This window comes from Streptomyces sp. SL06 (genome assembly GCF_058244745.1).
Map to the genome: position 1 here is coordinate 4,950,477 of NZ_JBSYOT010000002.1, position 26,392 is coordinate 4,976,868.

The 26,392-nt window shown below is 73.3% G+C and carries 16 protein-coding genes and 1 pseudogene; 9 read left to right on the forward strand and 8 right to left on the reverse strand.

Translation table 11 applies throughout. The features are described 5' to 3' along the window. The first annotated feature begins 1,015 nt into the window (after window positions 1-1,015). A complete protein-coding gene (locus tag AC4IHM_RS22625; protein ID WP_490868831.1) occupies window positions 1,016-5,380 on the forward strand; it encodes a cation-translocating P-type ATPase in 4,365 nt (1,454 codons plus the stop codon). A 363-nt stretch (window positions 5,381-5,743) separates the two neighbouring features. Here the strand turns inward: AC4IHM_RS22625 and AC4IHM_RS22630 are convergent, their stop codons facing one another. Then, window positions 5,744-7,189 (reverse strand): MFS transporter, encoded by a 1,446-nt coding sequence (locus AC4IHM_RS22630; protein WP_490868832.1) that lies wholly within the window; start codon window positions 7,187-7,189, stop codon window positions 5,744-5,746. 108 nt (window positions 7,190-7,297) lie between these two features. On the opposite strand from AC4IHM_RS22630, the gene dusB reads away from it, so the two are divergent. After that, window positions 7,298-8,518 carry a tRNA dihydrouridine synthase DusB gene (gene dusB / locus AC4IHM_RS22635; RefSeq protein WP_490868833.1) on the forward strand — a complete coding sequence of 407 codons (1,221 nt, stop codon included), beginning with the start codon at window positions 7,298-7,300 and terminating at the stop codon, window positions 8,516-8,518. Here dusB and AC4IHM_RS22640 read toward each other — a convergent pair whose 3' ends face one another. Further along, window positions 8,519-10,513: an alkaline phosphatase family protein gene (locus tag AC4IHM_RS22640; RefSeq protein ID WP_490868834.1), complete on the reverse strand. Its 1,995-nt coding sequence runs from the start codon at window positions 10,511-10,513 to the stop codon at window positions 8,519-8,521. A gap of 481 nt (window positions 10,514-10,994) precedes the next feature. On the opposite strand from AC4IHM_RS22640, the gene ppdK reads away from it, so the two are divergent. Further along, entirely contained in the window at window positions 10,995-13,724 is a 2,730-nt protein-coding gene (gene ppdK, locus AC4IHM_RS22645; protein ID WP_490868835.1) for a pyruvate, phosphate dikinase, read from the forward strand. A 633-nt stretch (window positions 13,725-14,357) separates the two neighbouring features. On the opposite strand, the gene AC4IHM_RS22650 is transcribed toward ppdK, so the two are convergent. Further along, the gene (locus AC4IHM_RS22650) at window positions 14,358-14,690 is read right to left on the reverse strand and encodes an SCO4225 family membrane protein (protein WP_490868836.1); all 333 of its coding nucleotides are present in this window, start codon (window positions 14,688-14,690) and stop codon (window positions 14,358-14,360) included. Between the two features lie 233 nt (window positions 14,691-14,923). Then, window positions 14,924-15,661: an SDR family oxidoreductase gene (locus AC4IHM_RS22655; RefSeq protein ID WP_490868837.1), complete on the reverse strand. Its 738-nt coding sequence runs from the start codon at window positions 15,659-15,661 to the stop codon at window positions 14,924-14,926. A 138-nt stretch (window positions 15,662-15,799) separates the two neighbouring features. On the opposite strand from AC4IHM_RS22655, the gene AC4IHM_RS22660 reads away from it, so the two are divergent. Then, window positions 15,800-16,372, forward strand: coding sequence for a TetR/AcrR family transcriptional regulator (locus AC4IHM_RS22660; RefSeq protein ID WP_490868838.1), 573 nt, complete (start codon window positions 15,800-15,802; stop codon window positions 16,370-16,372). Between the two features lie 93 nt (window positions 16,373-16,465). On the opposite strand, the gene AC4IHM_RS22665 is transcribed toward AC4IHM_RS22660, so the two are convergent. Beyond that, window positions 16,466-16,930: an excalibur calcium-binding domain-containing protein gene (locus AC4IHM_RS22665; RefSeq protein WP_490868839.1), complete on the reverse strand. Its 465-nt coding sequence runs from the start codon at window positions 16,928-16,930 to the stop codon at window positions 16,466-16,468. A gap of 183 nt (window positions 16,931-17,113) precedes the next feature. Between AC4IHM_RS22665 and AC4IHM_RS22670 the strand changes: the two genes are divergently transcribed. Both AC4IHM_RS22670 and AC4IHM_RS22675 read left to right on the forward strand, forming a co-directional pair. After that, on the forward strand, window positions 17,114-18,046 hold the full coding sequence (locus AC4IHM_RS22670) for an oxidoreductase (RefSeq protein ID WP_490868840.1): 933 nt from the start codon (window positions 17,114-17,116) through the stop codon (window positions 18,044-18,046). 87 nt (window positions 18,047-18,133) lie between these two features. Continuing rightward, entirely contained in the window at window positions 18,134-18,916 is a 783-nt protein-coding gene (locus AC4IHM_RS22675; RefSeq protein ID WP_490868841.1) for a sulfite exporter TauE/SafE family protein, read from the forward strand. Window positions 18,917-19,111: 195 nt separating this feature from the next. Here AC4IHM_RS22675 and AC4IHM_RS22680 read toward each other — a convergent pair whose 3' ends face one another. The 3 genes from AC4IHM_RS22680 to AC4IHM_RS22690 all read right to left on the reverse strand — a co-directional run bounded on the left by AC4IHM_RS22680 (window position 19,112) and on the right by AC4IHM_RS22690 (window position 21,491). Beyond that, window positions 19,112-19,732, reverse strand: coding sequence for a class F sortase (locus tag AC4IHM_RS22680; RefSeq protein ID WP_490868842.1), 621 nt, complete (start codon window positions 19,730-19,732; stop codon window positions 19,112-19,114). A 118-nt stretch (window positions 19,733-19,850) separates the two neighbouring features. After that, the gene (locus AC4IHM_RS22685) at window positions 19,851-20,384 is read right to left on the reverse strand and encodes a GVDTG sorting domain-containing protein (RefSeq protein ID WP_490868843.1); all 534 of its coding nucleotides are present in this window, start codon (window positions 20,382-20,384) and stop codon (window positions 19,851-19,853) included. Between the two features lie 420 nt (window positions 20,385-20,804). After that, window positions 20,805-21,491: a SanA/YdcF family protein gene (locus AC4IHM_RS22690; protein WP_490868844.1), complete on the reverse strand. Its 687-nt coding sequence runs from the start codon at window positions 21,489-21,491 to the stop codon at window positions 20,805-20,807. 149 nt (window positions 21,492-21,640) lie between these two features. Here AC4IHM_RS22690 and AC4IHM_RS22695 point away from each other — a divergent pair. The 3 genes and pseudogenes from AC4IHM_RS22695 (at window position 21,641) to dnaG (ending at window position 26,279) form a co-directional block, all read left to right on the forward strand. Continuing rightward, a pseudogene (locus tag AC4IHM_RS22695) lies at window positions 21,641-22,916 on the forward strand (deoxyguanosinetriphosphate triphosphohydrolase). Between the two features lie 145 nt (window positions 22,917-23,061). Then, on the forward strand, window positions 23,062-24,336 hold the full coding sequence (locus tag AC4IHM_RS22700) for an NAD(P)/FAD-dependent oxidoreductase (protein WP_490868845.1): 1,275 nt from the start codon (window positions 23,062-23,064) through the stop codon (window positions 24,334-24,336). A 20-nt stretch (window positions 24,337-24,356) separates the two neighbouring features. After that, complete coding sequence (dnaG, locus tag AC4IHM_RS22705; RefSeq protein WP_490868846.1) at window positions 24,357-26,279, forward strand: DNA primase; 1,923 nt, start codon at window positions 24,357-24,359, stop codon at window positions 26,277-26,279. Window positions 26,280-26,392: the final 113 nt, after the last annotated feature.

Genomic DNA, 26,392 nt, shown 5'->3' on the forward strand with positions numbered 1-26,392 from the left:
AAGAGCACCGCCGCCGGGGCCGGGAAGAACACCCGGGCGGCGGAGACCGCCCAGGGCAAGCAGGCTGCCAGGAAGACCACCGCCAGAGCGAGCACGGCGAAGCAGACCCCTACGGAGAAGGCCGCCACCAGGACGGTCGCGGCAAGGAAGGCCACCGGCGCGGAGGCCACGGCGAAGAAGGCCCCCGCTACGAGGGCCGCGGCGAAGAGGCCGACCGGCGTGACGGGCGTGGCGAAGGAGCCGAGCGGCGCGGTGCGGAAGGTGACCGTCGCGACGGCAACGCCGAGAAAGGCCGCCGCCGCGACGGGCACGGCCAGGAAGGTCACCAGCGCGACGGCCACGGTAAGGAAGGCCCCCGCTACGACGGTTTTGGTGGAGAGGGTGACCGGCGCGGCGAACAAGGCCACCGGCGCGACGGGCACGGTGAAGAGGGCCACCGGTTCGGGGGATGCCGGGAACAGGGCGGCGGTGAGCAAGGCAACCGCCACGACTGCCACGGCGAGGAAGGCCACCGGCGCGGCGGATACGGCGAAGAGGGCCACCCGCGTGGGGGATGCCGTGAAGAAGGCTGCGGCGAGGAAGGCCGCCGCCACGGGCGCGGCGAGGAAGGTCACCGGCGCGGCGGGCGCGGCGAAGGTGCCGACCCGTGCGGTGCGGAAGGCGGTCGGCGGGACGGCTGCGGCGAGGAAGGTCACCGGCGCGGCGAGCGCGGCGAAGGTGCCGACCCGCGTGGCGGGCAAGGCCACCGGCGCGACGGCGACGGCGGGCAAGGCCACCGGCGCGACGGCGACGGCGGGCAAGACCACCGGCGTAACGCCCGCGCCGGGCAAAGCAACCGGCACGACGGCCGCGGCCAAGAAGGGCACCGGTCCGGTCGTCGGGGGCGTACCAGAGACCCCCGTGTCACCCGGGCGGGCCAACGCGTCCCCGGGGCGTTCCCCGGTGCCGGCCGGGACGCGGGGGCGTAGGGCCGCGGGCTCCTCGGCGCGTGTGCGCAAGGCGGGCTGAGGGCACGATGGCCGGTGGAGTTCTGACGCGTTCTCAGGGCGCCGTCGCCGGGTTCGTACTGGTCGGACCCCGGCTGTTCGCGCGCGGCACCGCCCCCGCCGTGGGCGCCGCGGCGCGTGCCGTGGCGGGCACCGCACGCGCCGGTGTACGCGGCGCGGACTTCGCGGCGCGAGTCGCCCGGGTCGCCCGCGCCGCGCTGCCGGGCGGCACCACGGACTGGCGGGCCGGACCCCGGGTCCACCTCGCGCTGCGGCCCGCCGCACCCGGCGAGGTGCGCCGGGCGGGCGGCACGGAACGCGTCGCGCGACAGGTGGCCGAGGCCCTGGCCCGGCACCCGGACGTACTGCTCGCCTACTGGGACACCGGCCTCGCCCGCCTGGTGGTGACCGCGACCGAGGACGAACTGACCGACCGGGTGGTGGACCGGGCCACCGAACTCGCCGAACGGCACGGACTGACCCGGGCGGACCAGGACCTGGGCAACCAGGCCGACGAACCGGCCCACCCCGGCGACCCCGCTTCGGTGCGCGTCGCGGCGACGGCCCTCGGCGCCGACACGCTGGGCGTCGCCGCCGCGGTGACCGGCGCACGCCTGCGGCTGCCGCCCTCGCCCCGCCTGGTGACCGCCGTGGCGACGCTGCTGCGCGAGAACCCGGCGTTCCGCGCCTGGCTGCGCGAACGGCTCGGCGACCACCGTATGGACGTGACCCTGGCCGTCGTCAACGCGGCCGTCCACGGCGCCGGACAGAGCCCCACCTCGCTGGTGCTCGACGGGGCGCTGCGCGCCTGCCAGTTGACGGAAGCGGTGACCCGGACGGCGGCCTTCGAGGCGGTGCACGACCAACTCTGCGTCCCCGGCCGGGGCAGCCTGCCCGCAGGCGCCGCCCCGCGTCCGCCGCTGCGCTGCTCCCCGGCCCAGGACTACGCCGCCCACGCCTCGGCCGGCAGCGTGGCGGGCGCCCTGGCGACCCTGCTGGTCAAGCGCGACCTGGCCGAGGCGGCCGAGGCGGTGCTCGCCGGCTCGCCCAAGGCCGCGCGCTACGGGCCCGCCGCCTTCCACGCCGTACTGAGCGCCGCGCTGTCCCGTACCGGCGTGCTCGTGCGCGACCCCGGACGGCTGCGGCAACTGGAGATGGCCCGCACGGTGCTCCTGCACCCCAGCGCCCTGCGGGTGCCCGGCGCGGGCGCGGACCCGTGGACCGAGGACGTGCTGGACGCGGCGCGCCGCGCGGGCCTGAACGTGGTGATGGTCGAGGACCCGGCGCTCGCCGACTTCACCGGCCTCGCGGACCGGGTCGTCCGGGCCTGGCGCCCGCTCCGGGACGTCGTGGACGAACTGCGCGCCGAGGGCGGCGTCATCACCGTCGTACGGCCCGCCCACGGCGACGACGAGTCGGTGGCGGCCGGACTGCTCGGCGGGGACGTGGCCGTCGCGCTGGCCGACGCGGACTGCCCGGTGGCGTGGGACGCGGACGTACTCGCCCCGCACGGCCTCGCCGACGTGTGGCGGCTGCTGCGGGCGGTGCCGCGGGCCCGTGCGATCGGGGGCCGCTCCCAGACGCTGGCCCGGTCCGGGGCCGCGCTGTCCGGGCTCCTTGTCGCGGTCGGCGAGGCGCGCGGTCGGCGCAGGGGCGGTGTCTCGTCGCTGATCGGGCTGCGGCACGCCCCGGTCGACATGAGCGCGGCGGCCGCCCTGCTGTCCGGGACGCGCGCCGCGCTCGGGGTGGCGATGGAGCGCGCCCCGCACCCCCGGGCACGGGTCGCGTGGCACGCGCTGGACCCCGACGACGTACGGGACCGGCTGGAGCGGGAGAGCGCGCCCGCGCCGCCCCTCGTCGAACAGGCCGCCGGCCGGGTGCGCGAGGGCGCCGACCGGGTGGTCCGGATCCGGGCACTGGCCCCGGCGCGCTGGTCGTGGCAACTGACCCGTGCCGTACGCGGCGAACTGGACGATCCGCTCACCCCCGTGCTGGCGGTCGGCTCGGCCGCCTCGGCGATCCTCGGCTCGGTCGTGGACGCGCTGCTGGTGGTCGGGGCGCTCGAACTGAACGCCCTGGTCGGCGGGTTCCAACGGCTGCGCGCCGAGCGGGCGCTGTCCGGGCTGCTGGCGGAGCAGAAGCAGAAGGCCCGCGTCACCGAGAAGCCCGCCCGGGACGGCGAGGAGCCCTCGCCGCGGAGCGCGCCGCGCATCGTGGACGCGGCCAGGCTGCACCCCGGCGACGTGATCGAGCTGAAGACCGACGACGTGGTGCCCGCCGACGCCCGGCTGCTGTGGGAGGACGGGCTGGAGGTGGACGAGTCCGCGCTGACCGGTGAGTCGCTGCCGGCGGACAAGCGCGTGGAACGGGCACCCCGGGCACCGGTGGCCGAGCGGTACTGCATGGTCTTCGAGGGCACGACCGTGGTGGCCGGACGGGCCCAGGCCGTCGTCGTCGACACCGGTGACCACACCGAGGCGGCCCGAGCGGTCGCGCTGGCGGCCCGTACGCCGTCGGCGGCGGGAGTGCAGGCCAGGCTCCAGGAGCTGACCCGCAAGGCGCTGCCGCTCACCCTGGCGGGCGGGGCCGCGGTGACCGGTCTCTCGCTGCTGCGCGGGGCGCCGGTACGGCAGGCCGTCGCCGGCGGCGTGTCGGTAGCGGTGGCCGCCGTGCCCGAGGGGCTGCCCCTGGTGGCGACGGTGGCGCAGCTCGCGGCGGCCCGCCGGCTCAGCCGCCGCGGCGTCCTGGTGCGCACCCCGCGCACGCTGGAGGCGCTGGGCCGCATGGACACCATCTGCTTCGACAAGACCGGCACGCTCACCGAGAACAGGCTGCGGCTGACGCGGGTCGCGGGCGCCGACGGCATCGTCCGCAAGGTGGCCGATCCGGACGCCGCCGACACCGTACGGATCGCCGCGCGCGCCTGCCCCCGGCTGAACGGCGACGGTGCCCGGCCCACCCACGCCACCGACGAGGCCGTCCTGGACGCGGCCGGCGACGACCCGCACTGGACGCAGGACAAGGGGCTGCCCTTCGAGACCTCCCGCGGCTACGCCGCCGCCGTCGGACGGGACGGCGCGGGCGGGCCCGGAACGCTGGTGGTCAAGGGCGCCCCGGAGACGGTGCTGCCCGCCTGCGTGGGCCTGCCGCCGCACGTCTCGGAGGTGGCGCAGCGCCTCGCCGGGGGCGGGCTGCGTATCATCGCGGTGGCGCGGCGGGTGCTGGCGGACGGCGAGAAGGCCGCCGACGTGCTCGAACAGCCGCCGTCCAAGCTGGAGTTCACCGGTCTGCTGGCGCTGGCCGACGTGGCCCGCGAGACCTCCCCCGCGCTGGTGCGCGGGCTGCGTGAGGCGGGCGTACGGCCCGTGGTGCTGACCGGCGACCATCCGCGTACCGCCCGCGCCATCGCCGTCGACCTGGGCTGGCCCGCGGACGCGGTCGTGGTCACCGGCGACGAACTCGCCGGCGCGGACCGCTCGGCACGCTCCCGCATGCTGCGCGACGCGGACGTGGTGGCCCGGGTGGCGCCCGAGCAGAAGCTCCAGGTCGTCGAGTCCCTGCGGGACGCCGGGCGGGTCGTCGGCATGGTCGGCGACGGGGCCAACGACGCCGCCGCCATCCGCGCCGCCGACATCGGCGTCGGCATCAGCGCGCGCGGTTCGGCCGCCGCCCGCAACGCCGCCGACCTGGTCGTCACCGGTGAGGACCTGCTGGTCCTGGTGGAGGCGGTCCGGGAGGGCCGCGCCCTGTGGCACAGCGTCGCCGACGCCATCGCCATCCTGATCGGCGGCAACGCGGGCGAGGTCGGCTTCGGCATCCTCGGCACGGTGCTGGGCGGCGCGGCCCCGCTGTCGACCCGCCAGATGCTGCTGGTGAACCTCTTCACCGACCTGTTCCCGGCGATGGCGGTCGCGGTGACGAAGACGGGGGACCCCGAGCAGGAGGCCGCCGACGCGGGCGCGCCGCTCGGTACGGCGATGCTGGGCGAGCCCCTGCTGCGGCAGATCCGGCACCGAGCCCTGACCACGGCACTCGGGGCGACCGCGGCCTGGCTGTTCGGCCGGTTCACGCCGGGCACGGAGCGCCGCTCGACGACCATGGCCCTGTGCGCGGTGGTCGGCACCCAGCTGGCCCAGACCCTCACCGACCGCCGCGGCAGCCGCCTGGTCCAGGTCACGTCCCTCGGTTCGGCCGCCGTCCTGGTCGCCCTGGTCCAGACCCCGGGCGCCAGCCGGCTCTTCGGCTGCACCCCGCTGGGCCCGGTCGCCTGGACGGGCGTGACGGCGGCGATCGTACTGGCCCTGGCGGGCCAGCGGGCGCTGCCGACGGTGGAGGAAGCGATCGCGAAGCACTGGCCAAAGCTCACCGAACCCCTCCCGGACGCCGTGCGATAACACGAACGCGGTCCCGCCCGTCCGGGCACCGACCGGCACGTCCCGACCGGGGCCCGGCGGATGCGCCCAGTGCGCCCGGCGGGGCCGGGGCGGGGCGCCTTCGGCGGGCGGGCCACCGGGGTCCGGCGGGCCCGGGAGATGTGTCCAGCGGCCGTGACGGGTGTGCACGCCGGCCGTGGGGCGCGGCACGGGCGTCCAGCGGCCGTGGTGGGCGCGTCCGGCCGCTGCGGCAGGCGGGTTCGGTGGGCGCGGACGTACGGCGGCCGTGGCAGGCGCGTCCGCCGGGCCCGGCACGCGGGCATCCAGCGGTCCCGGCGGGTGTCCGGCGGCCGTGGCAGCGGCATCCGGTCGGTGGGGGAGGGCTCACGCCCCCGTGTGCGCAGCCTCCCGTACCTCCGCCGACTCCAGTCGCCGCGCCGTCCGTTCGGCCGTACGGCGGGCCCAGGGGCCGTTCATGAGGGCGCCGAGGACGAGGACCGCGAGGCCGCAGGCGGCCAGGATCCACCAGCCGGGGCGGGCGGCGGAGACGAAGGTGTCCCGGTACGACGACGCGCCCACGCCCGCCGCCAGTACCGCGCCGACCACGGCGACGCCCAGGGTCTGGCCCAGCTGGCGGCTGGTGGAGGCGACGGCGGCGGCGACCCCGGCCTGGGCGCGGGGCATGCCGGAGACCGCGGTGTTGGTGATGGGCGCGTTGACGAAGCCGAAGCCGATGCCGAAGAGGACGTAGCCGATGACGAGGGTCAGGTCGGAGGTCTCGGCCTCGAAGGCGGCGAACAGCAAACCGCTCAGGGTCAGCGCGCCGCCCGCGATCAGCAGCGGCAGCCGTGGCCCCCGGCTGCCGACCAGCCGCCCGGACAGCGGGGCGCACAGGAAGGTCGGCACGGCCATCGGCAGCATCCACAACCCCGCCCGCAGGGCGCTGAGTCCGCGCACCTCTTGCAGATACAGCGTGGACAGGAACAGGAAGCCGCCCAGCGCGGCAAACGCGCTGATCGCGATCACGGTCGCCCCACTGAACGGCGCCGACCGGAAGAAGCGCAGGTCGATGAGGGGTTCGGCGCGACGGGGCTCGTAGCGGAGCAGTCCGATCAGGGCGGCGAGGGCCAGGACGGCGAAGGGCAGCACCGACCTGAACCCGGCGTTCGGCGCCTCGATGATCGCGTACGTCAGGGAGCCGAACAGCGCGATCACCATCAGCTGGCCCAGCGGGTCGGGGCGGCGGGCCTTCGGGGCGCGGGACTCGGGGACGTAGCGCAGGGTGAGCAGGAGCGCCACCAGGCCCACCGGCAGGTTGACCCAGAAGATCGAGCGCCAGCCGACCGACTCCACGAGCACGCCGCCCACCAGCGGACCGGCGGCCATGGATATGCCGACCACCGCGCCCCACACCCCGATCGCGCGGGCGCGTTCACGCGGGTCGGTGAAGGTGTTGGTGATGATCGACATGGCGACCGGGTTCAGCATCGAACCGCCCACCGCCTGGATCATCCGGAACACGACCAGCCAGGACAGGTCCGGCGCCATGGAGCACAGCAGCGAGCCGAGGGTGAAGACGACCAGGCCGGTCATGAAGACCCGCTTGCGGCCGATCCGGTCCGCGGTGGAGCCGGCCAGCATCAGCAGCGCGGCCAGCACCAGCGTGTACGCGTCGACCGCCCACTGCAGGCCCGACGTGCTCGCGTCCAGGTCGCGCCGCATGGCGGGCAGGGCGACGTTGAGGATCGTGTTGTCGATGCTCACGATCAGCAGGCTCATGCAGCAGATGGCGAGCACGAGCAGACGTTGGCGGTGGGAGAGCGCGGGCATGGCCCATATCGTACGCCCGCTTCGATAGTGCGGCTAACTAATGACCCATGCACGATCTTTGTCCACAGGGCGCGGCGAGCACCGCGGCGGGTACGTGACAATGGGGGAATGTCCACGCTCACCACGCCCGCCCCCAGCACCACCGACCGGCCGTTGCGGATCGGCCCGCACACCGTCGCGCCGCCCGTGGTGCTGGCGCCGATGGCGGGGATCACCAACGCGCCGTTCCGCACCCTGTGCCGCGGGTTCAGCGGGGGCAAGGGCCTGTTCGTGAGCGAGATGATCACCACCCGGGCACTGGTCGAGCGCAATGAGAAGACCATGCAGCTCATCCACTTCGACCCCACCGAGACACCCCGCTCGATCCAGTTGTACGGAGTCGACCCCGCCACCGTCGGCAAGGCCGTCCGCATGATCGCGGAGGAGGGCCTCGCCGACCACATCGACCTGAATTTCGGCTGCCCCGTGCCCAAGGTGACCCGCAAGGGCGGCGGCTCGGCCCTGCCGTACAAGCGGAATCTGCTGCGCGCCATCGTCCGCGAGGCCGTCGGCGGCGCCGGTGACCTGCCCGTCACCATGAAGATGCGCAAGGGTATCGACGACGACCACCTCACCTACCTCGACGCCGGCCGCATCGCCGTCGAGGAGGGCGTCTCCGCCATCGCCCTGCACGGCCGCACCGCCGCCCAGCACTACGGCGGCACCGCCGACTGGGACGCCATCGCCCGGCTGAAGGAGCACGTCCCGGAGATCCCCGTCCTCGGCAACGGCGACATCTGGTCCGCCGAGGACGCGCTGCGCATGGTGCGGGAGACCGGCTGCGACGGCGTGGTCGTCGGGCGCGGCTGCCTGGGCCGGCCGTGGCTCTTCGCCGACCTGGTCGCCGCCTTCGAGGGGCGCACCGACGCGTTTGTGAGGCCCACCCTGCGCGAGGTCGCCGACGTGATGGTCCGGCACGCCACCCTGCTCGGCGAGTGGATCGAAGGAGGAGGGACGGCCCGGAGGGCCACCGTTGAGGATGGTGGCGGCGGACGGGCGGGCGAGGCCCGCGGTGTCGTCGACTTCCGCAAGCACGTCGCCTGGTATCTCAAGGGCTTCGCCGTCGGCTCCGAGATGCGCAAGCGGCTCGCGGTCACCTCGTCCCTCCAGGCGTTGCGCGAGGGCCTCGACGAACTCGACCTCGACCAGCCCTGGCCCACCGGCGCCGACGGCCCCCGCGGCCGTACCTCCGGCAACAACCGGGTGGTCCTGCCGGACGGCTGGCTGAAGGACCCGTACGACTGCGCGGGCGTCGGTGAGGAGGCCGAGCTGGACACCTCCGGCGGCTGATCAGCCCTTCGACGGATGCGGGACGGAGCCGTACGCCGTAAGGAAGCGGTCGCGGAAGGAACTCATCTTCCACACCGGCGCGTCCTGGTCGGGCTTGAGTCCCCGCGTCCAGTTCCAGTCGTCGATCGCGTCCAGCACCTTCGGGTCCTTGGCGACGATCGACACGGGGACGTCCCGGCTCGCCTTGGCGCCGCTGACCCGGGCGAGCGGCTGGTGGTCGCCGAGGAAGACCAGGACGGTGTCGTCGGTGCCGTAGCGCTCCAGCCACTCGGCGAGGCTGGTGAGCGAGTACTCGATCGACTTGCCGTACTCCTCCTTCGAGCGGGCGGAGTCGGTGATGATGTCGGACGCCTTCACGCCCGACGCCTCGATGCCGTCGAAGACCGACCCGTCGCCCATCTCGTCCCAGCCGACCATCTTCGGGATCGGCGCCCACGGCTGGTGGCTGGAGGTGAGGATGACCTCCGACATCAGCGGCTTGTCGCGCTCCTTGCCGTGCTCCAGGCGTTGGAAGGCCTCAAGCGCGTACTGGTCGGGCATGGTCGACCAGCTGAACTTCGGGCCCTGGTAGCCCATGCCCGACGCGTCGTAGACCTTGTCGAGCCCGTACCACTTCGACTCCGGCCACGCCTTCTGCACCCCCGGCATCACCCCGACCGTGTCCCAGTCGCCGGTCTTCCGGAAGGCCTCGGTGAGCGTGAGGTGGTCGCTCGCGGTCACGGTGCGGTAGCGCTGCTGGCTGTCGACCCACAGGCCCGACATGAAGGTGGAGTGGCCGAGCCAACTGCTGCCGCCGTACGTCGCTGAGGTCAGCCAGCCGCTACGGGCCTGGAAGCCCGCGTCGGCCAGCGCCCGCGTGCTGGTGTCCAGGGTCCGGTCGACGCCGGGCGCCATGACCGGGTCCTCCAGGGCGCTGCGGCCGTAGCTCTCGATGAACGTGAAGATCATGTCCTTGCCGCGCAGGTCCGGTACCAACTGCGCGGCGGGCGTGGCGCCGAAGCGGTCCGCCTTCGCCTCCTTCGCGAAGGCCGCCTCGTCCCGCAGCGTGTCCGTCACCCGGCGCGCCTGGATCTCCACGGCCGCGGAGGCGCCCCTGGTGGCGACCGGCACGCCGAAGGTCTGCAGGCCGACCGCGGCGCAGGTCATCCACACCGTGGCCGCCATCAGCGCGCCCCGCGTCGCCCGTTCCCGGTGCTCGGCGAGCAGCTCGCCGAGCCGGACCATCGCCAGGGTCGTGAGCACCGGCAGCAGGACGGCGAGCAGCACGGCGCCCACGACGGCCCAGGTCGCCGCCGCCCCGCCCATCGAGTCCGCCACGTAGGACTGGGCGTCGCCGAGCAGGCCCCAGTCCAGGACGAGGTTGAAGCCCCGCCCGAGGTACTCGTTGAAGCCGATGTCGAGCAGGTTCAGCACGGTCAGCGTGCCCAGGCAGATCCCGAAGAACGCTGCCGCCACCAGGCGCCCCAGGCGCGGCAGGCGGAGCAGCAGCACCGCGATGACGACCGCCTCGGCCGGGATCCGCGCGAGCCGGTTGAGATGGAGGGCGGCGGCGTTGCTCGGCAGCAGCAGCGCCCCGAGCACGAGGACGGCCGCGAGGACGGTCGTGGTCCGGCGCACGACGAGGGCGGCACGGGGGTGCCGGGTGCGCCAGGCGCGCCAGTGGTCCAGGCGGGCGCGGAGGGGCGGGCGGGACTCGCCCGACGGGGTGCGGTCGGCGGGTGGGGTTTCGTCACCGGGGGTGGCCGGGTCACCGGTTCCGTCACCGGGCGGTGCGGGGGCTTCGGCCTCTTTTGGTTCCTCCGGCCGGTTCGGGTCGCCGGACTCATCGGTCCCGCCGGTCTTGGTGGCCTCCCCAGACTCCCCAGACTCATCGGTCCCGGCGGTCCCGGTGGCCTCCCCGGTCTCACCCGTCCCGCCGGAGTCACCGGAGTCACCGGGTTCGTGCGGTTCGTCGGCCGGTGGCGGGGAGGGGCGAAAACGCGTGAAGACTGGCACCCGGAGGTCCTTCCGTACGAAACCCGGTGGACGGCGGGCCCAACGAGGGGGCCGGGCCCGCCGCATTGTGTACGGCCATGGCGGGCGGTCCGTTCACATGTCCCGCATGGTGGAATCCAACGGCCTGTGGCAGCGTGATTCTCGCCACCTCTGATAGGAGTGTCGCTCAGATGAGCGGATCATGGACGGCTCCACTTCTCGCAGGTGTGGCACTGAGTGCCACGCTTTGATCGTTCATCGATCGAACTCAAACGTGGTGAATGGCGCTCATGTGAGCGCAGGGTGGGTGGGTCGGGGAACCCATCACTTCAAGAAGTGAAAACACAAGCGGTCGGTTGCTTGCCAAGCCTTGACTTTCAATCCGCTGGCGGACGAGTGGTTACAGGCACATGACGCGCACGTGGACGTACCAAGAGGCCTTTGAACTGGGTACATTCCTCGCCGTCAGGGCAGCCACCGCGTCCTCGAGGAGTCGAGACCCGTGTCGGAAAACAAGGAATCCCAGGGTGCGAACCCACCGAAGTTCGTTTACGACTTCACCGAAGGCAACAAGGACCTCAAGGATCTCCTCGGTGGCAAGGGCGCGAACCTCGCCGAGATGACCAACCTGGGCCTTCCGGTCCCGCCCGGCTTCACGATCACCACCGTGGCCTGCAAGACCTACCTCGACAGCGGCGAGGAACCGGCGGCACTGCGTGACGAGGTGAGTGCGCACCTCGACGCCCTCGAAGCGAAGATGGGCAAGAAGCTCGGCCAGGCCGACGACCCGCTGCTCGTGTCGGTCCGCTCCGGAGCCAAGTTCTCCATGCCCGGCATGATGGACACGGTCCTCAACATCGGCCTCTCCGACAAGTCCGTGCAGGGCCTGGCCAAGCAGGCCGGCGACGACCGCTTCGCCTGGGACTCCTACCGCCGTCTCATCCAGATGTTCGGCAAGACCGTCCTCGACATCGACGGCGACCTCTTCGAGGAGGCGCTGGAGGCGGCGAAGAGGGCCAAGAAGGTCGAGGTCGACACCGAACTGGAGGCCGCCGACCTCAAGAAGCTGGTCACCAGGTTCAAGAAGATCGTCAAGGCGGAGGCCGGCCGGGACTTCCCGCAGGACCCGCGCGAGCAGATGGACCTCGCCATCAAGGCGGTCTTCGAGTCCTGGAACGGAGAGCGCGCCAAGCTCTACCGCCGCCAGGAGCGCATCCCGCACGACCTCGGCACCGCGGTCAACATCTGCTCCATGGTCTTCGGCAACCTGGGCCCCGACTCCGGCACCGGCGTCGCCTTCACCCGCGACCCCGCCTCCGGACACCAGGGCGTCTACGGCGACTACCTGCAGAACGCCCAGGGCGAGGACGTGGTCGCGGGCATCCGCAACACCGTCGCGCTGGCGGACCTGGAGCGGATCGACAAGAAGTCGTACGACCAGCTGATGCAGATCATGGAGACGCTGGAGAAGCACTACCTGGACCTGTGCGACATCGAGTTCACCATCGAGCGCGGCCGGCTGTGGATGCTCCAGACCCGGGTCGGCAAGCGCACGGCGGGCGCGGCCTTCCGCATCGCCACCCAGCTCGTCGACCAGGGCCTCATCGACGAGGCGGAGGCCCTCCAGCGCGTCAACGGCGCCCAGCTCGCCCAGCTGATGTTCCCGCGCTTCGACGACGAGGCGAAGGTCGAGCAGGTCGGCCGGGGCATCGCGGCCTCGCCGGGCGCGGCGGTCGGCAAGGCGGTCTTCGACTCGTACACCGCCGTGAAGTGGTCCCGCTCCGGCGAGAAGGTCATCCTGATCCGCCGCGAGACCAACCCCGACGACCTGGACGGCATGATCGCCGCCGAGGGCATCCTGACCTCGCGCGGCGGCAAGACCTCGCACGCGGCCGTGGTCGCGCGCGGCATGGGCAAGACCTGTGTCTGCGGCGCGGAGGAGCTGGAGGTCGACACCAAGCGCCGCCGGATGACCGTCCCCGGCGGGCATGTCGTCGAGGAGGGCAACGTCGTCTCCATCGACGGCTCCTCGGGCAAGGTCTACCTGGGCGAGGTCCCGGTGGTGCCGTCGCCGGTCGTCGAGTACTTCGAGGGCCGTATGCACGCGGGCGCCGAGGACGCCGACGAGCTGGTCGAGGCCGTGCACCGCATCATGGCCTTCGCCGACCGCATGCGCAGGCTGCGGGTGCGCGCCAACGCCGACAACGCCGAGGACGCGCTGCGCGCCCGCCGCTTCGGCGCCCAGGGCATCGGCCTGTGCCGCACCGAGCACATGTTCCTCGGGGACCGGCGCGAGCTGGTGGAGCGGCTGATCCTGGCCGACTCCGAGGCCGTGCGCGAGGAGTCCCTGAAGGAGCTGCTGCCGCTCCAGAAGCGGGACTTCGTCGAGCTGTTCGAGGCGATGGACGGACTGCCGGTCACCGTCCGCCTCCTGGACCCGCCGCTGCACGAGTTCCTGCCCGACATCACCGAGCTGTCGGTGCGTGTGGCGCTCGCCGAGTCCCGTCAGGAGCCGCACGAGAACGAGCTGCGCCTGCTCCAGGCCGTGCACCGGCTGCACGAGCAGAACCCGATGCTGGGCCTGCGCGGCGTACGCCTCGGCCTGGTCATCCCCGGTCTGTTCACCATGCAGGTCCGGGCGATCGCCGAGGCCGCGGCCGAGCGCAGGGCGGCCAAGGGCGACCCGCGCGCCGAGATCATGATCCCGCTGGTCGGCACCGTCCAGGAGCTGGAGATCGTCCGCGACGAGGCCGACCAGGTCATCGCCGAGGTCGAGGAGGCCACCGGCACGAAGCTCAAGCTGGCCATCGGCACGATGATCGAACTGCCGCGGGCCGCGCTGACCGCCGGGCAGATCGCCGAGGCCGCGGAGTTCTTCTCCTTCGGCACCAACGACCTGACCCAGACCGTGTGGGGCTTCAGCCGCGACGACGTGGAGGCCAGCTTCTTCACGGCCTACCTGGAGAAGGGCATCTTCGGCGTCTCCCCGTTCGAGACCATCGACAAGGACGGCGTCGGCTCCCTGGTCGCCGCCGCGGCCAAGGCCGGCCGCGCCACCCGCCCCGGACTGAAACTCGGCGTCTGCGGCGAGCACGGCGGCGACCCCGAGTCGGTCCACTTCTTCCACGAGGTGGGCCTGGACTACGTCTCCTGCTCCCCGTTCCGGATCCCGGTGGCCCGCCTGGAGGCCGGCCGCGCGGCATCCCAGTCCAGGGGCAGCGACCACCGCTAGGCCCGGCCCGCCCGAAACCCCCGGAGCCGCCGTCTGTCACCCGACCACCCTCACCGATCGACGACGACTCCGGCTCGTGAGAAGGGCGGCACCCGTGCGGGGGTGCCGCCCTTCTCCTTCGGGGCGATCTGCCCCTGCTCTCCGACCTGCACGAGCAGGTCACGTACGTGCCCGACTTGCCTGCGCCTGCGATTGACCGCCCGAGCCGGGCAGCGAGGCCCCGACCCCCGGCAGGCCGGGCTCGAAGTCCGCGCGGGTCAGCCCGTGCCGTGCCTCGGTGACGCGGAAGTCCCGCTGCTGAGGCGGCAGATGCGCGAACCGGGCGGCATACGGGGTGGGGCGGCGACGGGTACCTCACGCTCGTTCGGCGCGGCGACCACTTTGTCCGCCGTGACGTCTTCCAGCGCGGTGACGACCATGACGGTGCGGGCCGTCGCTCAGTCCGACGGTCAGTCCGGCTCGTCTGTGGCTGCGGGTTCTGCCCGCCGCCCCCGGAGCCCGTCTCCACCACCTGGCCGACGGTGTCGGTGTAGCGGGCGGTCTGCGAGAACCGGCCTGTACCGCGCCGCGATCGTCGCCCAGCTCGCCGAGGTCGCCCGCCGCATCCACCGGGATTGTGGAACCGCCTGGAGTTCAGGCGCCGCTGACGCCGCCCTCGAAGCTACCGGCGCGCCGCTCGGTGATGCAGCGGTACAGGGCGCCGAGCGCGGCGGCCTGGACGACGGCGCCGATGGGGATGCCCACCAGGCCTGCGGGGCCGGTGAAGAAGAACAGCATCGAGGTCGGTGCGGTAACCAGGACGGCCCACACCCCGGCGAAGCCGGCGTCTCCGGAGGAGGCGCCGGAGAAGGCATCCGCAGCAACCCACAGACACACCGCGAGCACGATGCCCAGATACCCCAGAGCCATAGGGTTGACCAGGTAGTGACGGAGGGCCTGGGTCAGCGAACGAGAGGTCTTGTCCATGTCGGATCTCCTGGAAACGCCGGAATGCCCGGTGCGGTGGCTGATCTGCTGACACCCCGAACAATGCCGTCCGCCGGCACCCGCCACATGAGTAGCCATACTCATGCTCGTCCTCATTGTCCGACGCTGCCGGCCGAGTTCGAGCACGATTCGCGCCGTTGCCGTGACGCCCCCCGTCGCCGGCCCCCGTCCGTCGTCCAACCCTGTCAGCCCCGAACCCCCGGTCGTGCGCGTCAGTCCTGCACCGTCGGCCGGACGACGATCTCGTTGACGTCGACGCCCGCGGGCTGTTCGATCGCGTAGCCGATGGCGGAGGCGACGGCGGACGGCGGCATCGCGATCTCGTCGCGTCGTTGGATCAGTGCCGAGGCGACCTCGGGGATGGTGCCCTTGCCGACGCCCTCGGTGTTGGTGAAGCCGGGCGACACGACGGTCACGCTCAGGTCGGGGCCCGACTCCTGGCGCAGGCCCTCGGAGATCACGTTCACCGCCGCCTTGGTGGCCGCGTACACGGCCTGCGGGGGGACGACGACGTAGGCCGCGGTGGAGCTGACGTTGACGAAGTGACCGGAGGCCTGCCGGCGGAAGACGGGAAGGGCCGCGCCGATGCCGTTGAGCAGGCCGGTGATGTGCGTGGAGACCATGGCGTCCCAGTCGTCCTGGCGCAGTTCGTCGAACGGGGAGATGGCCATGGTGCCCGCGTTGGAGACGAGGACGTTGAGGCGGCCGTACTGCTCGACGGCCGTGTCGGTGAGGCGGTGGAGGTCTTCGCGGCGGGTGACGTTGACGAGGACGCCGGTGGCGGTTCCGCCCTTGGCCGTGATGCCGTCCACCACGGCGCTCAGCCGGTCCTCGCGCCGGGCCCCGAGCACGAGCCGGGCGCCCTTTTCGGCGAGGAAGTCCGCGGTCGCCTCGCCGATGCCGCTGCTGGCCCCCGTGATCGCGATGACCTTGCCCTGGATGCTCGACATGATCAGGTCCTTCCGGGAGGTGTGCGCAGGTCATCGCGTGACCTACAGTGAAAGCGGAGCCGCCCCCACTTGTTAGAGGCTAAGTGGGGAACTCTCCATTTGGCAAATCGGGTCACCCCGGGAAGGAGGCCGAAGACGATGGCCGCCGAAGCGCACCGCCCGTTGCGCGCCGACGCGCAGCGCAACAGGGACAAGATCCTCACCGCTGCCGCCCGCGTGTTCACCGCGGAGGGTCTGAACGCGCAGATGGACCGCATCGCCAAGGAGGCGGGCGTGGGCAGCGCGACCCTGTACCGCAACTTCCCCACCCGGGAAGCCCTGGTCGAGGCGGTCTACCGCAACGAGGTGGCCCAGCTGTGCGATTCCGTCTCGTCCCTGCTGGCGCAGGAGCCGCCCGAGGAGGCCCTGCGCTCGTGGACACGTCTGTTCCTGGACTACGTCACCACGAAGTACGGCATGATCGACGCCCTGCGTGCCATCGCCGCGACGGGAGGCAACCCCTACGGCCACAGCCGGGAGATGATCCAGGCCGCCGTCACCACCCTCATGGACGCGTGCGCGGCGGCCGGGCGGATCCGAACCGACATTCCCCCCACGGACATCAGCGCCGCACTGGAGGGCATCGCCCTCACGTCGGCGGGCGCGGAACACCGGCAGCAGGCGGAGCGCCTGCTCGACCTCATCCTGGACGGCCTGGGGCCCCGTGCGTGAAGACGCGCGGTCGTCCCGCCCCGCCCCCGGCAGTGCGGCGGGCGGCACCCCTGCCAGGGGTGCCGCCCTTGTCGTGCGCGCCGTGCCGCCGGGTCAGCGCGAGCCGGCGCCGCGGCGCCTGTTCACCGCCAGCAGCAGTCCGCCGCCGGCGAGCACGACGGCCGCGCCGCCCGCCGCGAGGTAGGGCGTGCTGTCGTTGCCGCCGGTCTCGGCCAGGTCGGCCCCCTGCTGCCCGGCGGCCTCCTTCGCGCCGGCCCCGCCGTCGTCCGTACTCCCGGAGCCCTTCCCGCTCCCCGAGGCCGCTCCGTCGGCGCTGTCCTTGTCGTCGTGGGACACGAAGCCGGCCGGCGGCCTGTCGCAGCCGAAGCCGTCGTTGTCGCGGTCCAGGTGCGCGCCGTAGTGCTCGTCGCCCTTGGCGATGTTGGAGTAGCCGGCGTTGTACGCCTCGGTGCAGTTCTTGAACGGGTGGGCGCCGTCGTGCGCCTGGGCGGCGGTCGGCAGGGCGGCCAGGGCCAGCGCGGCGACGACCACGGCGGCGGGCTTGTGGAGCAGGTTCATCAAGAGTCCCGGGAATGGTGTGGATGAGCGGATATGAGGTGACGAAGCTATTGAGATGACGAAGATGTGGTGGCGATATGGATGACTCGTGATGCGAACGTGACGTGACCGGACGGTAACTCTCTGCTCAGTGAGTTCGGGAGCGTACGGTGAGACGGGTCCGGACCAGGGAAGGAGCCGCGGATGACCGGCTGGAACACGGGCGACATCCCCGACCTGGACGGGCGCGTCGCCGTCGTCACCGGGGCCAACGGCGGCCTCGGCCTCGTGGTCGCCCGGGAACTGGCGCGCAAGGGCGCGTGCGTGGTGCTCGCCTGCCGCAGCGAGACACGGGGCAGGGCCGCCGTGGAGCGCCTCGCCGCCGAGGTCCCCGGCGCCGCCGTGGAACTGGCCCGGCTGGACCTCGGGGACCTGGCCTCGGTCCGCGAGTTCGCGCACGGGCTGCCGTACGAGCGGGTCGATCTCCTCGTCAACAACGCCGGGGTGATGGCGCTGCCCCACGGGACGACGGCGGACGGTTTCGAGACCCAGTTCGGCGTCAACCATCTGGGCCACTTCGCCCTCACCGGACTGCTGATGCCCACCCTGCTCGCCACGCCGGGCGCCCGCGTCGTGACCGTCTCCAGCTTCATGCACGCGCTGGCCAACATCGATCCGCGCGACCTCAACAACGTACGGCGCTACGGTCGCTGGACCGCCTACGCCCGCTCGAAGTCCGCCAACCTGCTGTTCACCCACGAGCTGGCGCGCCGGCTCGCGGCGGGGGACACCGCCTGGGACGTGCGCGCGGTCGCCGCCCACCCCGGGTACGCGGAGACCGGTCTGCAGACCGCCGGGCCCCGCGCCGAGGGGCGCCGGCTCGCCGAGCGCCTGGCGCTGCTCGGCAACCGGGTCGTCGCCCAGCCCGCCGAGGCGGGCGCGCTGCCCGTCCTGTACGCGGCGACCGCGCCCGGCGTGCCCTCCGACTCCTTCACCGGGCCGTCCTTCGCGATGTGGCGCGGCGCGCCCGCACCGTCCTGGCGGGCACCCTGGACCCTCGACGACGCGATGGGGGAGCGGCTGTGGGCCGCCTCGGAGCGGCTCACGGGGGTCACCTACGAGGCGCTGACGACCTGAACGCCCGCCGCACCGCCGCGCCGGGGAAGCTCAGAAGCCGCTCATCTCGATGGACGGGGCATCCATCTCGTCCATAGGGTCGCGATCATGCCCGACATGTCGCTGACCACGGTCGTCCTGCTCTGCCTCGCCGCGCTCGCGGCCGGCTGGATCGACGCCGTGGTCGGCGGGGGCGGCCTCCTGCTGCTGCCGGCCCTGCTGCTCGCGCTGCCCGCCGGTACGCCGGCCGCGCACGCGCTGGGCACCAACAAGGCGGTCGCCATCGTCGGCACCACCGGTGCGGCGGTGACGTACGCCCGCAAGGCGCCCGTGGACGTCCGTACCGCCGTGCGCATCGGCCTCGCGGCCCTCGCGGGTTCGTCCGGCGGGGCCTTCTTCGCGGCCGGGATGAGCACCGACGTGCTCAAGCCGGTGATCATGGTGGTGCTGCTCGCGGTCGCGGCCTTCGTCATCCTGCGCCCGGCCTTCGGCACCGCCCCCGCCCCCGGACCGGCCGGCCGCCGCCGGATCCTCGCCGCGATCGGCCTGGGCGGCCTCGGCATCGGCTTCTACGACGGCCTGATCGGACCCGGCACCGGCACCTTCCTGGTCCTGGCGCTCACCGCGCTGCTCCACCTCGACCTGGGCACCGCCTCCGCCACCGCCAAGATCGTCAACTGCTGCACCAACGCGGGCGCCCTCGCGATGTTCGCCTGGCAGGGCGCCGTCCTGTGGCAGCTCGCCGCGTCGATGGCCGTCTTCAACCTCGCCGGCGGCACCCTGGGCGCGCACACGGCCCTCAAGCGGGGCAGCGGCTTCGTCCGCGTCGTCCTGCTGACGGTCGTCCTCGCCCTGGTGGCGAACCTGGCGTACGAGCAGTGGGTGGCGTAGGGACGCCGTCCGGACCGCCCACCCGCCGGCTCCCTCGCGGTGAGGATCACCAACTGCCCTTGCCCGATGGGGCGGTTGAGCCCGCCTCCGGAGGCCTGGCGTATGTCGTGCGCACCGTGGTGCACGCGTTCGACCACCGCCCAGGGTCTTCCGAGCCGCCGGACCGCCGCCCGACGAGCGGGACGCAGCCCCGTCTCACCCGCCCCCGGTGAGGTGTGCGAAGACGACGACGTTGCCCTGGTACCCGGTGTCGCGGGAGTAGCCGCCGCCGCAGGTGATGACCCGCAGTTCGGGCCGTCGTGCCGCGCCGTAGACCCTCTCGTCGGGGAAGTCGTCGGCCGCGTACACCTCGACCGCGTCCACCGTGAAGACGGCCACGGTGCCGTCGCGGCGGTCGATCTCGATCGTGGCGCCCTTCTTCAGGGCGCCGAGGCGGTAGAAGACGGCGGGGCCCTTCGCGTTGTCGACGTGTCCGGCGACGATCGCGGTGCCCCGCTCGCCCGGGGTGGTGCCGGCCTCGTACCAGCCGGCGAGGTTCTTCTGCCCGGCGGGCGGCACGTCGAGGCTGCCCGACGGCGTCAGGCCGAGGCCCGTCAGCGGCGCGTCCACGCCGATCGCCGGCACGCGGACGCGGTCCGGCGGGGAGGGCGGCAGCGCCGGTACGGAGGCGGCCTCGCCGGTTTGCCCGGTACCGGCCTGGGCGGCGGAGGGCTGCGGCGGGGCCTCGGTGCGGGCGCCGCCGAGCAGCAGCCACGCCCCCGAGCAGAGGGCGACCGCGGTGACGGCCGCTATCGCGGTGTCCTTGACCCTGCGCATGGCGTCCCCTCTCCCTCACGTCCCTGGAGATCCCCCGCCCCCTCCGGGCCGCGAGGGGCATCGGACCCGGAGGGGGCGGGGAGTGCGGTACCGGCGGACGGGCAGCGGAGGGTGCCCGTCAGATCCCGTCGCCTCTCGCCCGGCGGTGCAGGAGCCAGGTACCGCCCGCGGCGGCGACGGCGAGGGCCGCCACGCCGGCCGCGGTCTGCACGGGGTCGGGGCCGAGAGCGCCGCCGACCCCCGTCTTGACGCTTCCCCTGGGGTACACCTGCTCACGGGCCGGGGTCAGCGTGATCACCAAATCGCCCGTCACCCGCCGGTCGCTGCCCCCGCAGGTCGCGACGATCTCGTACGTCCCCGGCTGCGCGCTGGGCGGCACCTCGAAGTGCCCGGTCGCCTGGCCCTCGTGGGCCCCCGGCGCCAGCGGGAACGCGCCGGCGCCCACCGCTGCGGCGTCGCCCGCCGCCGAACCCTCCGCGCCGCACGCCGTGGTGGTCACCGTGGCCCGCTCGCCCGGCACGACCGAGGTCGGGTACACCTCGAGTGCGCCGGCCGCCGCGGCCTGCCCGGCGTGCCCGGACGCCGGGGAGGCGAGGCCGACGGCCGCGACGGCGAGCGCGGTACCGGTCAGCAGGCGGGCGGTGCGTCGCATCGGTGCTCCTTGAGCTTCTTCGGTCCCTGTGAGCTACTTCGGTGGCCCCTGCCCTACCGAGGAAAGTCGCACCGAGGGCGGCCCGCTCCCCGAGAACGCCCCGGCAATGGGATGAACGGGTGTCGCCCGGACTTCCCGCGCACCCGAGCGGAACCCTGTTCCGGCAGGTCATCGACAGGTGGGGGCGTCCGCCGGAAAAGATCCCGAAGAGCGCCGGACGCGGGTGTGAACGGGTGACCCGTGCCTCCGAACGGGCCCACCGGCGGCGCCGACCGCTCCACGGATCACCCGGCCCGCGCGCCGCGAAGCACCTGCGCCGGGCCGCGGACCGTGACGGCGGGCAGTTCGGCGAGGACGACGCTCGGCCAACTGGTGTGGCGGCATCCTCCGCCGGGACGGCGCGGCGCGGCGAGGGACGCGTCAGCCCGCGTCGGCGAGGGCCCGTGACACGCCCGGTTCCTTCGGGCCGAGGAAGTGCGGGTCCGGTTCGAAGGCCGCGTCCAGCGCCGCCTTGCCCGCCGCGAGGATCTCCCGTACGCCCCCGTAGTACCAGGTCACGTCGTGCGGTTCGGCGACCCCGACGCCGTACGACGCCACCCCCGCCTCCTGGCACAGTGCCACCGCCCGCCGGATGTGGAAGCCCTGGCTGATCAGGACCGCCCGGTCCACACCGAAGATCTTCTTCGCGCGGACGCAGGAGTCCCAGGTGTCGAAGCCCGCGTAGTCGCTGACGATCCGCCGGTCGGGCACGCCGTGCCGTACGAGGTAGGTCCGCATGGCGTCCGGCTCGTCGTACTCCTCGCGGCTGTTGTCCCCGGTCACGAGGACCACCTCGATCCGGCCCGCGCGGTACAGCCCGGCCGCCGCGTCCAGCCGGTGCGCGAGGTACGGCGACGGCTCCCCGTCCCACAGGCCGGCGCCGAAGACGACCGCCACGTCGGTGCGGGGCACGTCGGCCGCGGTGCGCAGCCGGTCCCCGGTCACCAGGTGCAGCCACGTGGCCGGCAGCAGCGCCAGCACACAGCCGGCCACCACCGCCCGGATCAGCCGCCGCCGTCCCGTACGGGTGCGCGGCAGGCGCGGTCTGCGAAGTCTCGGGCGGCGCATCCGGGTGGTCCCCTCCTGGTGGTCTCCTGCCCCCAGGGACGTACCTGCGCACCGTCCGGTTCACCCGCCGGCTCGCACGCGGGGGCCCGCAGCCGCCCGGCGACCCCGTGGACCGCCGGCTGTCCCACCTTCCGCTTACTGTTCATGACATGGAAGGCACCGCACCCCCACCCCCGTACGACCCGACGTTCGGCCGCCCGCTACGCCCCCGAACCCGACAAACGCCCCGGCCGCACCGCCTTCCAGCGCGACCGGGCACGCGTGCTGCACTCCGGCGCACTGCGCCGCCTCGCAGGCAAGACGCAGGTCGTCACGCCGGGGGAGGCCAGCCCCGTCTGGGACGCCAGCCCCCGCACCCGCCTCACGCACTCCCTGGAATGCGCCCAGGTCGGCCGCGAACTCGGCGCCGCCCTCGGCTGCGACCCGGACCTCGTCGAGGCCGCCTGCCTCTCCCACGACCTGGGCCACCCGCCCTTCGGCCACAACGGCGAAGAGGCGCTCAACGCGTTCGCCGAGGACTGCGGCGGCTTCGAGGGCAACGCCCAGTCGCTCAGGCTCCTCACCCGCATCGAGCCCAAGCGCTTCACCGAGGAGGGCTCCGTCGGCCTCAACCTCACCCGCGCCACCCTGGACGCCGCGACCAAGTACCCCTGGCCCCGCGGCGCCCACCCCACCGACCCGGCCTCGCCCAAGTTCGGCGTGTACGACGACGACCGGCCCGTCTTCGAGTGGCTCCGCAAGGACGCCCCCGGCGCCCGAACCTGCTTCGAGGCCCAGGTCATGGACTGGGCGGACGACGTGGCGTACTCCGTGCACGACGTCGAGGACGGCCTGCACGCCGGCCACATCGACCCGAACTGCCTGTTCGCCGACCCCGAGCGGGAGGCGGTCTTCGAGACCGCCGTCGGCCGCTACGTCCCGGCCGGCACCGACCACGCCGAACTGGCCGCCGCCCTCGACCGCCTCCTCGCCCAGGACTGGTGGCCGCACGGCTACGACGGCTCGGCCGGCGCCCAGGCCCGCCTCAAGGACGCCACCAGCCAGCTCATCGGCCGCTTCTGCCTGGCCGCCGAGGCCGCAACGCGGGCCGCGTACGGCGGCGGCCGGCTCACCCGGTACACCGCCGAACTGGTCGTACCGCGCGAGACCCGCGCGGAGTGCGCCGTCCTCAAGGCGGTCGCCGTCCGGTACGTCATGCAGCGCACCGAGCAGGAGCGGCTCCGCGCCGCCCAGCGCGTCGTCGTCGCCGAACTCGCCGAGGCGCTCACCGCCCGCGCCCCGGAAGGACTCGACCCGCAGTTCCGCGCCCTGTTCGACCGGGCCGGCGACGACCGCGCCCGCAAACGGGTCGTCGTCGACCAGATCGCCTCCCTGACCGACGCCTCGGCCCGCTCGCTTCACGCACGCCTGACGGGGCATCCATGAGACTGGTGGGACAGGTGTGACCCGATGGGCCCGCGGACGCGGTGAACACGGCCCTCCGTGGCCTGATCGGGTCACTCCCCCTTCCCGCGCCACGGCGCGTGCGGGACGCTCGCATGTGGCGGCACCCTGACGAGGAGGCAGACAAGTGGTCGACGCGGATCAGACATTCGTCATCGTCGGAGGAGGCCTGGCCGGTGCGAAGGCGGCCGAGGCACTCCGCACGGAGGGGTTCACCGGCCGGGTGATCCTCGTCTGCGACGAGCGCGACCACCCCTACGAGCGACCCCCGCTGTCCAAGGGCTATCTGCTCGGCAAGGAGGAACGCGACAGCGTCTTCGTGCACGAGCCCGCCTGGTACGCGCGGCACGACATCGAGCTGCACCTCGGCCAGACCGTCGTCGCCGTCGACCCCGTCGCCAAGACCGTGCACTACGGCGACGACGGCACCCGCGTCGGATACGACAAGCTGCTCATCGCGACCGGCGCCGAGCCCTGTCGCCTCGACGTCCCCGGCACCGACCTCGCGGGCGTCCACCATCTGCGCCGCCTCGCCCACGCGGAGCGCCTCAAGGGCGTCCTCGCCTCCCTCGGCCGGGACAACGGCCACCTCGTGATCGCCGGCGCCGGCTGGATCGGCCTGGAGGTCGCGGCGGCGGCCCGCGAGTACGGCGCCGAGGTCACCGTCGTCGAGCCGGGCCCGACCCCGCTGCACGGCGTCCTCGGCCCCGAGCTGGGCGCCGTCTTCGCCGAACTGCACGAGGCGCGCGGCGTCCGCTTCCGCTTCGGCGTCTCGCTGACCGAGATCGTCGGGCAGGACGGCATGGTGCTGGCCGCCCGCACCGACGACGGCGAGGAGCACCCCGCGCACGACGTGCTCGCCGCGATCGGCGCCGCCCCGCGCACCGCGCTGGCCCAGTCCGCGGGCCTGGAGACCGCCGACCCGGCGCACGGCGGCGGCATCGTCGTCGACGCCCGCCTGCGCACGTCCGACCCCGACATCTACGCGGCCGGCGACGTGGCCTCCTTCCACCACACCCTCTTCGACACCCGCCTGCGCGTGGAGCACTGGGCCAACGCCCTGAACGGCGGCCCGGCCGCGGCCCGCTCGATGCTCGGCAAGGGCCCGGCCCACGACCGCGTGCCCTACTTCTTCACCGACCAGTACGACCTGGGCATGGAGTACTCGGGCTGGGCGCCCGCGGGTTCGTACGACCAGGTGGTGATCCGCGGGGACGCGGCCAAGCGCGAGTTCATCGCCTTCTGGGTCAAGGAGGGCCGGGTGCTGGCCGGGATGAACGTCAACGTGTGGGACGTCACGGACCCCATCCAGCGGCTGATCCGCTCCAGGGCCCGCGTGGACACGGACGCGCTGGCCGACCCGCACGTCCCGCTGGAAAGCCTCGCGGCACAGCTGTCGTAGCGCCCCCGTAGAATCGCATCGTGGCAGGACGGATCAACGACGAGGACGTGAAGGCGGTACGGGACGCGGTCCCGATCGACGCCGTCGTCTCGGAGTACCTCCAGCTGCGGAGCGCGGGCGGCGGCAATCTGAAGGGCCTGTGCCCGTTCCACGACGAGAAGTCCCCGTCCTTCCAGGTCAGCCCGAGCAAGGGGTTCTTCCACTGCTTCGGCTGCCAGGAGGGCGGCGACACCATCACGTTCGTGATGAAGATCGACCACCTCACCTTCTCGGAGGCGGTCGAGCGCCTGGCCGGTCAGGCCGGCATCACCCTGCGCTACGAGGAGGGCGGGTACAACCCCGCACACCAGCGCGGCGAGCGCATCCGCCTGGTCGAGGCCCACAAGGTCGCCGCCCAGTGGTACGCGGAGCAGCTGGCGACCAGCCCCGAGGCCGACGCCGGCCGCAGCTTCCTCGCCGAGCGCGGCTTCGACCAGGCCGCCGCCCAGCACTTCTCCGTCGGCTATAGCCCCCAGGGCTGGGACCACCTCACCCGCTTCCTGCGCGGCAAGGGCTTCAGCGACAAGGAGCTGGTCCTCTCCGGCCTCGCCCAGGAGGGCCGCCGCGGCCCCATCGACCGCTTCCGCGGCCGGCTGATGTGGCCCATCCGCGACATCGGCGGCGAGGTGGTCGGCTTCGGCGCCCGCAAGCTCCACGAGTCGGACAACGGCCCGAAGTACCTCAACACCCCCGACACGGCGATCTACCGCAAGTCCCAAGTCCTGTACGGCATCGACCTCGCGAAGAAGGACATTGCCAAGGCATCCCGGGCCGTGGTCGTCGAGGGGTACACCGATGTCATGGCCTGCCATCTGGCCGGGGTCACCACCGCCATCGCGACCTGCGGCACGGCCTTCGGCGGCGACCACATCAAGATCCTGCGCCGGCTGCTGATGGACAACGGCTCGGCCCGCGTGATCTTCACCTTCGACGGCGACGCGGCCGGTCAGAAGGCCGCCCTGCGCGCCTTCGAGGACGACCAGAAGTTCGCCGCCGAGACGTACATCGCCATCGCCCCGGACGGCATGGACCCCTGCGACCTGCGCCTGGCCAAGGGGGACGAGGCGGTCGCCGACCTGGTCGAGCCGCGCACCCCGCTCTTCGAGTTCGCGCTGCGCCAGATCGTCGGCCGCTACGACCTGGACACCCCGGCCGGCCGCGCGGCGGCGCTGGACGAGGCCGCCCCGGTCGTCGCCCGGATCAAGAACAGCGGCGCCCAGCACGAGGTCGCGGTGCAGCTCGCCGGCATGCTCGGCATCCTCGACACCCAGTTCGTGGTCAAGCGGATCGCCCAGCTGGCCCGCTGGTCCCGCGACCGCGGCGGCAGGGGCCCCGCCCCCGACCGGCAGCAGCGCGGCGGCGGCCCCCAGCAGCACGCGCCCGCCCCCGTCGGCCCCCGGGGCCCCGCCCTCAACCTGCGCAACCCCGTCTTCGCCACCGAGCGCGAGCTGCTCAAGCTCGCCCTCCAGTGCCCCGAGCTGGTCTCCCCGGCCTTCGACGCGTACGGCGTCGACGAGTTCACCGCCCCGCCCTACGCCGCCGTACGCCAGGCCATCCTGGAGGCGGGCGGCGCCGAGTTCGGCGTCCAGGACCCGCAGGACTATCTGGTCCGCGTCCGCGAGGCCGCCCCGGACGACGCCGTGCGCGCCATGGTCACCGAGCTGGCCGTCGAGGCGATCATGCTGCACCGGGGCGTGAAGGGCGTCGACGAGATCTACGCGGGCGCGCAGTTGGTCACCGTGCGCCGCCGCGCCGTCGAACGCCGCATCCGCGACATCACCGGCCGCCTCACCCGCCTGTCCGGCCACGGCGACCCGGCCGAACTGGCCGCCGTGCAGAATGAGCTGTGGGTCCTCCAGCAGTACGACCAGACCCTCCGCGAACACGGCGCCGACGCCCTCTAGCCGCACCCGCGCGGACACCCGGGGACGCCCGTCGGTCACGGCCCGGACGCAAAAAGTCACCGCACGCCCCTCGTGGCGGCGATGTGTCGTACCCCACACTGGGGGCGGTGCCT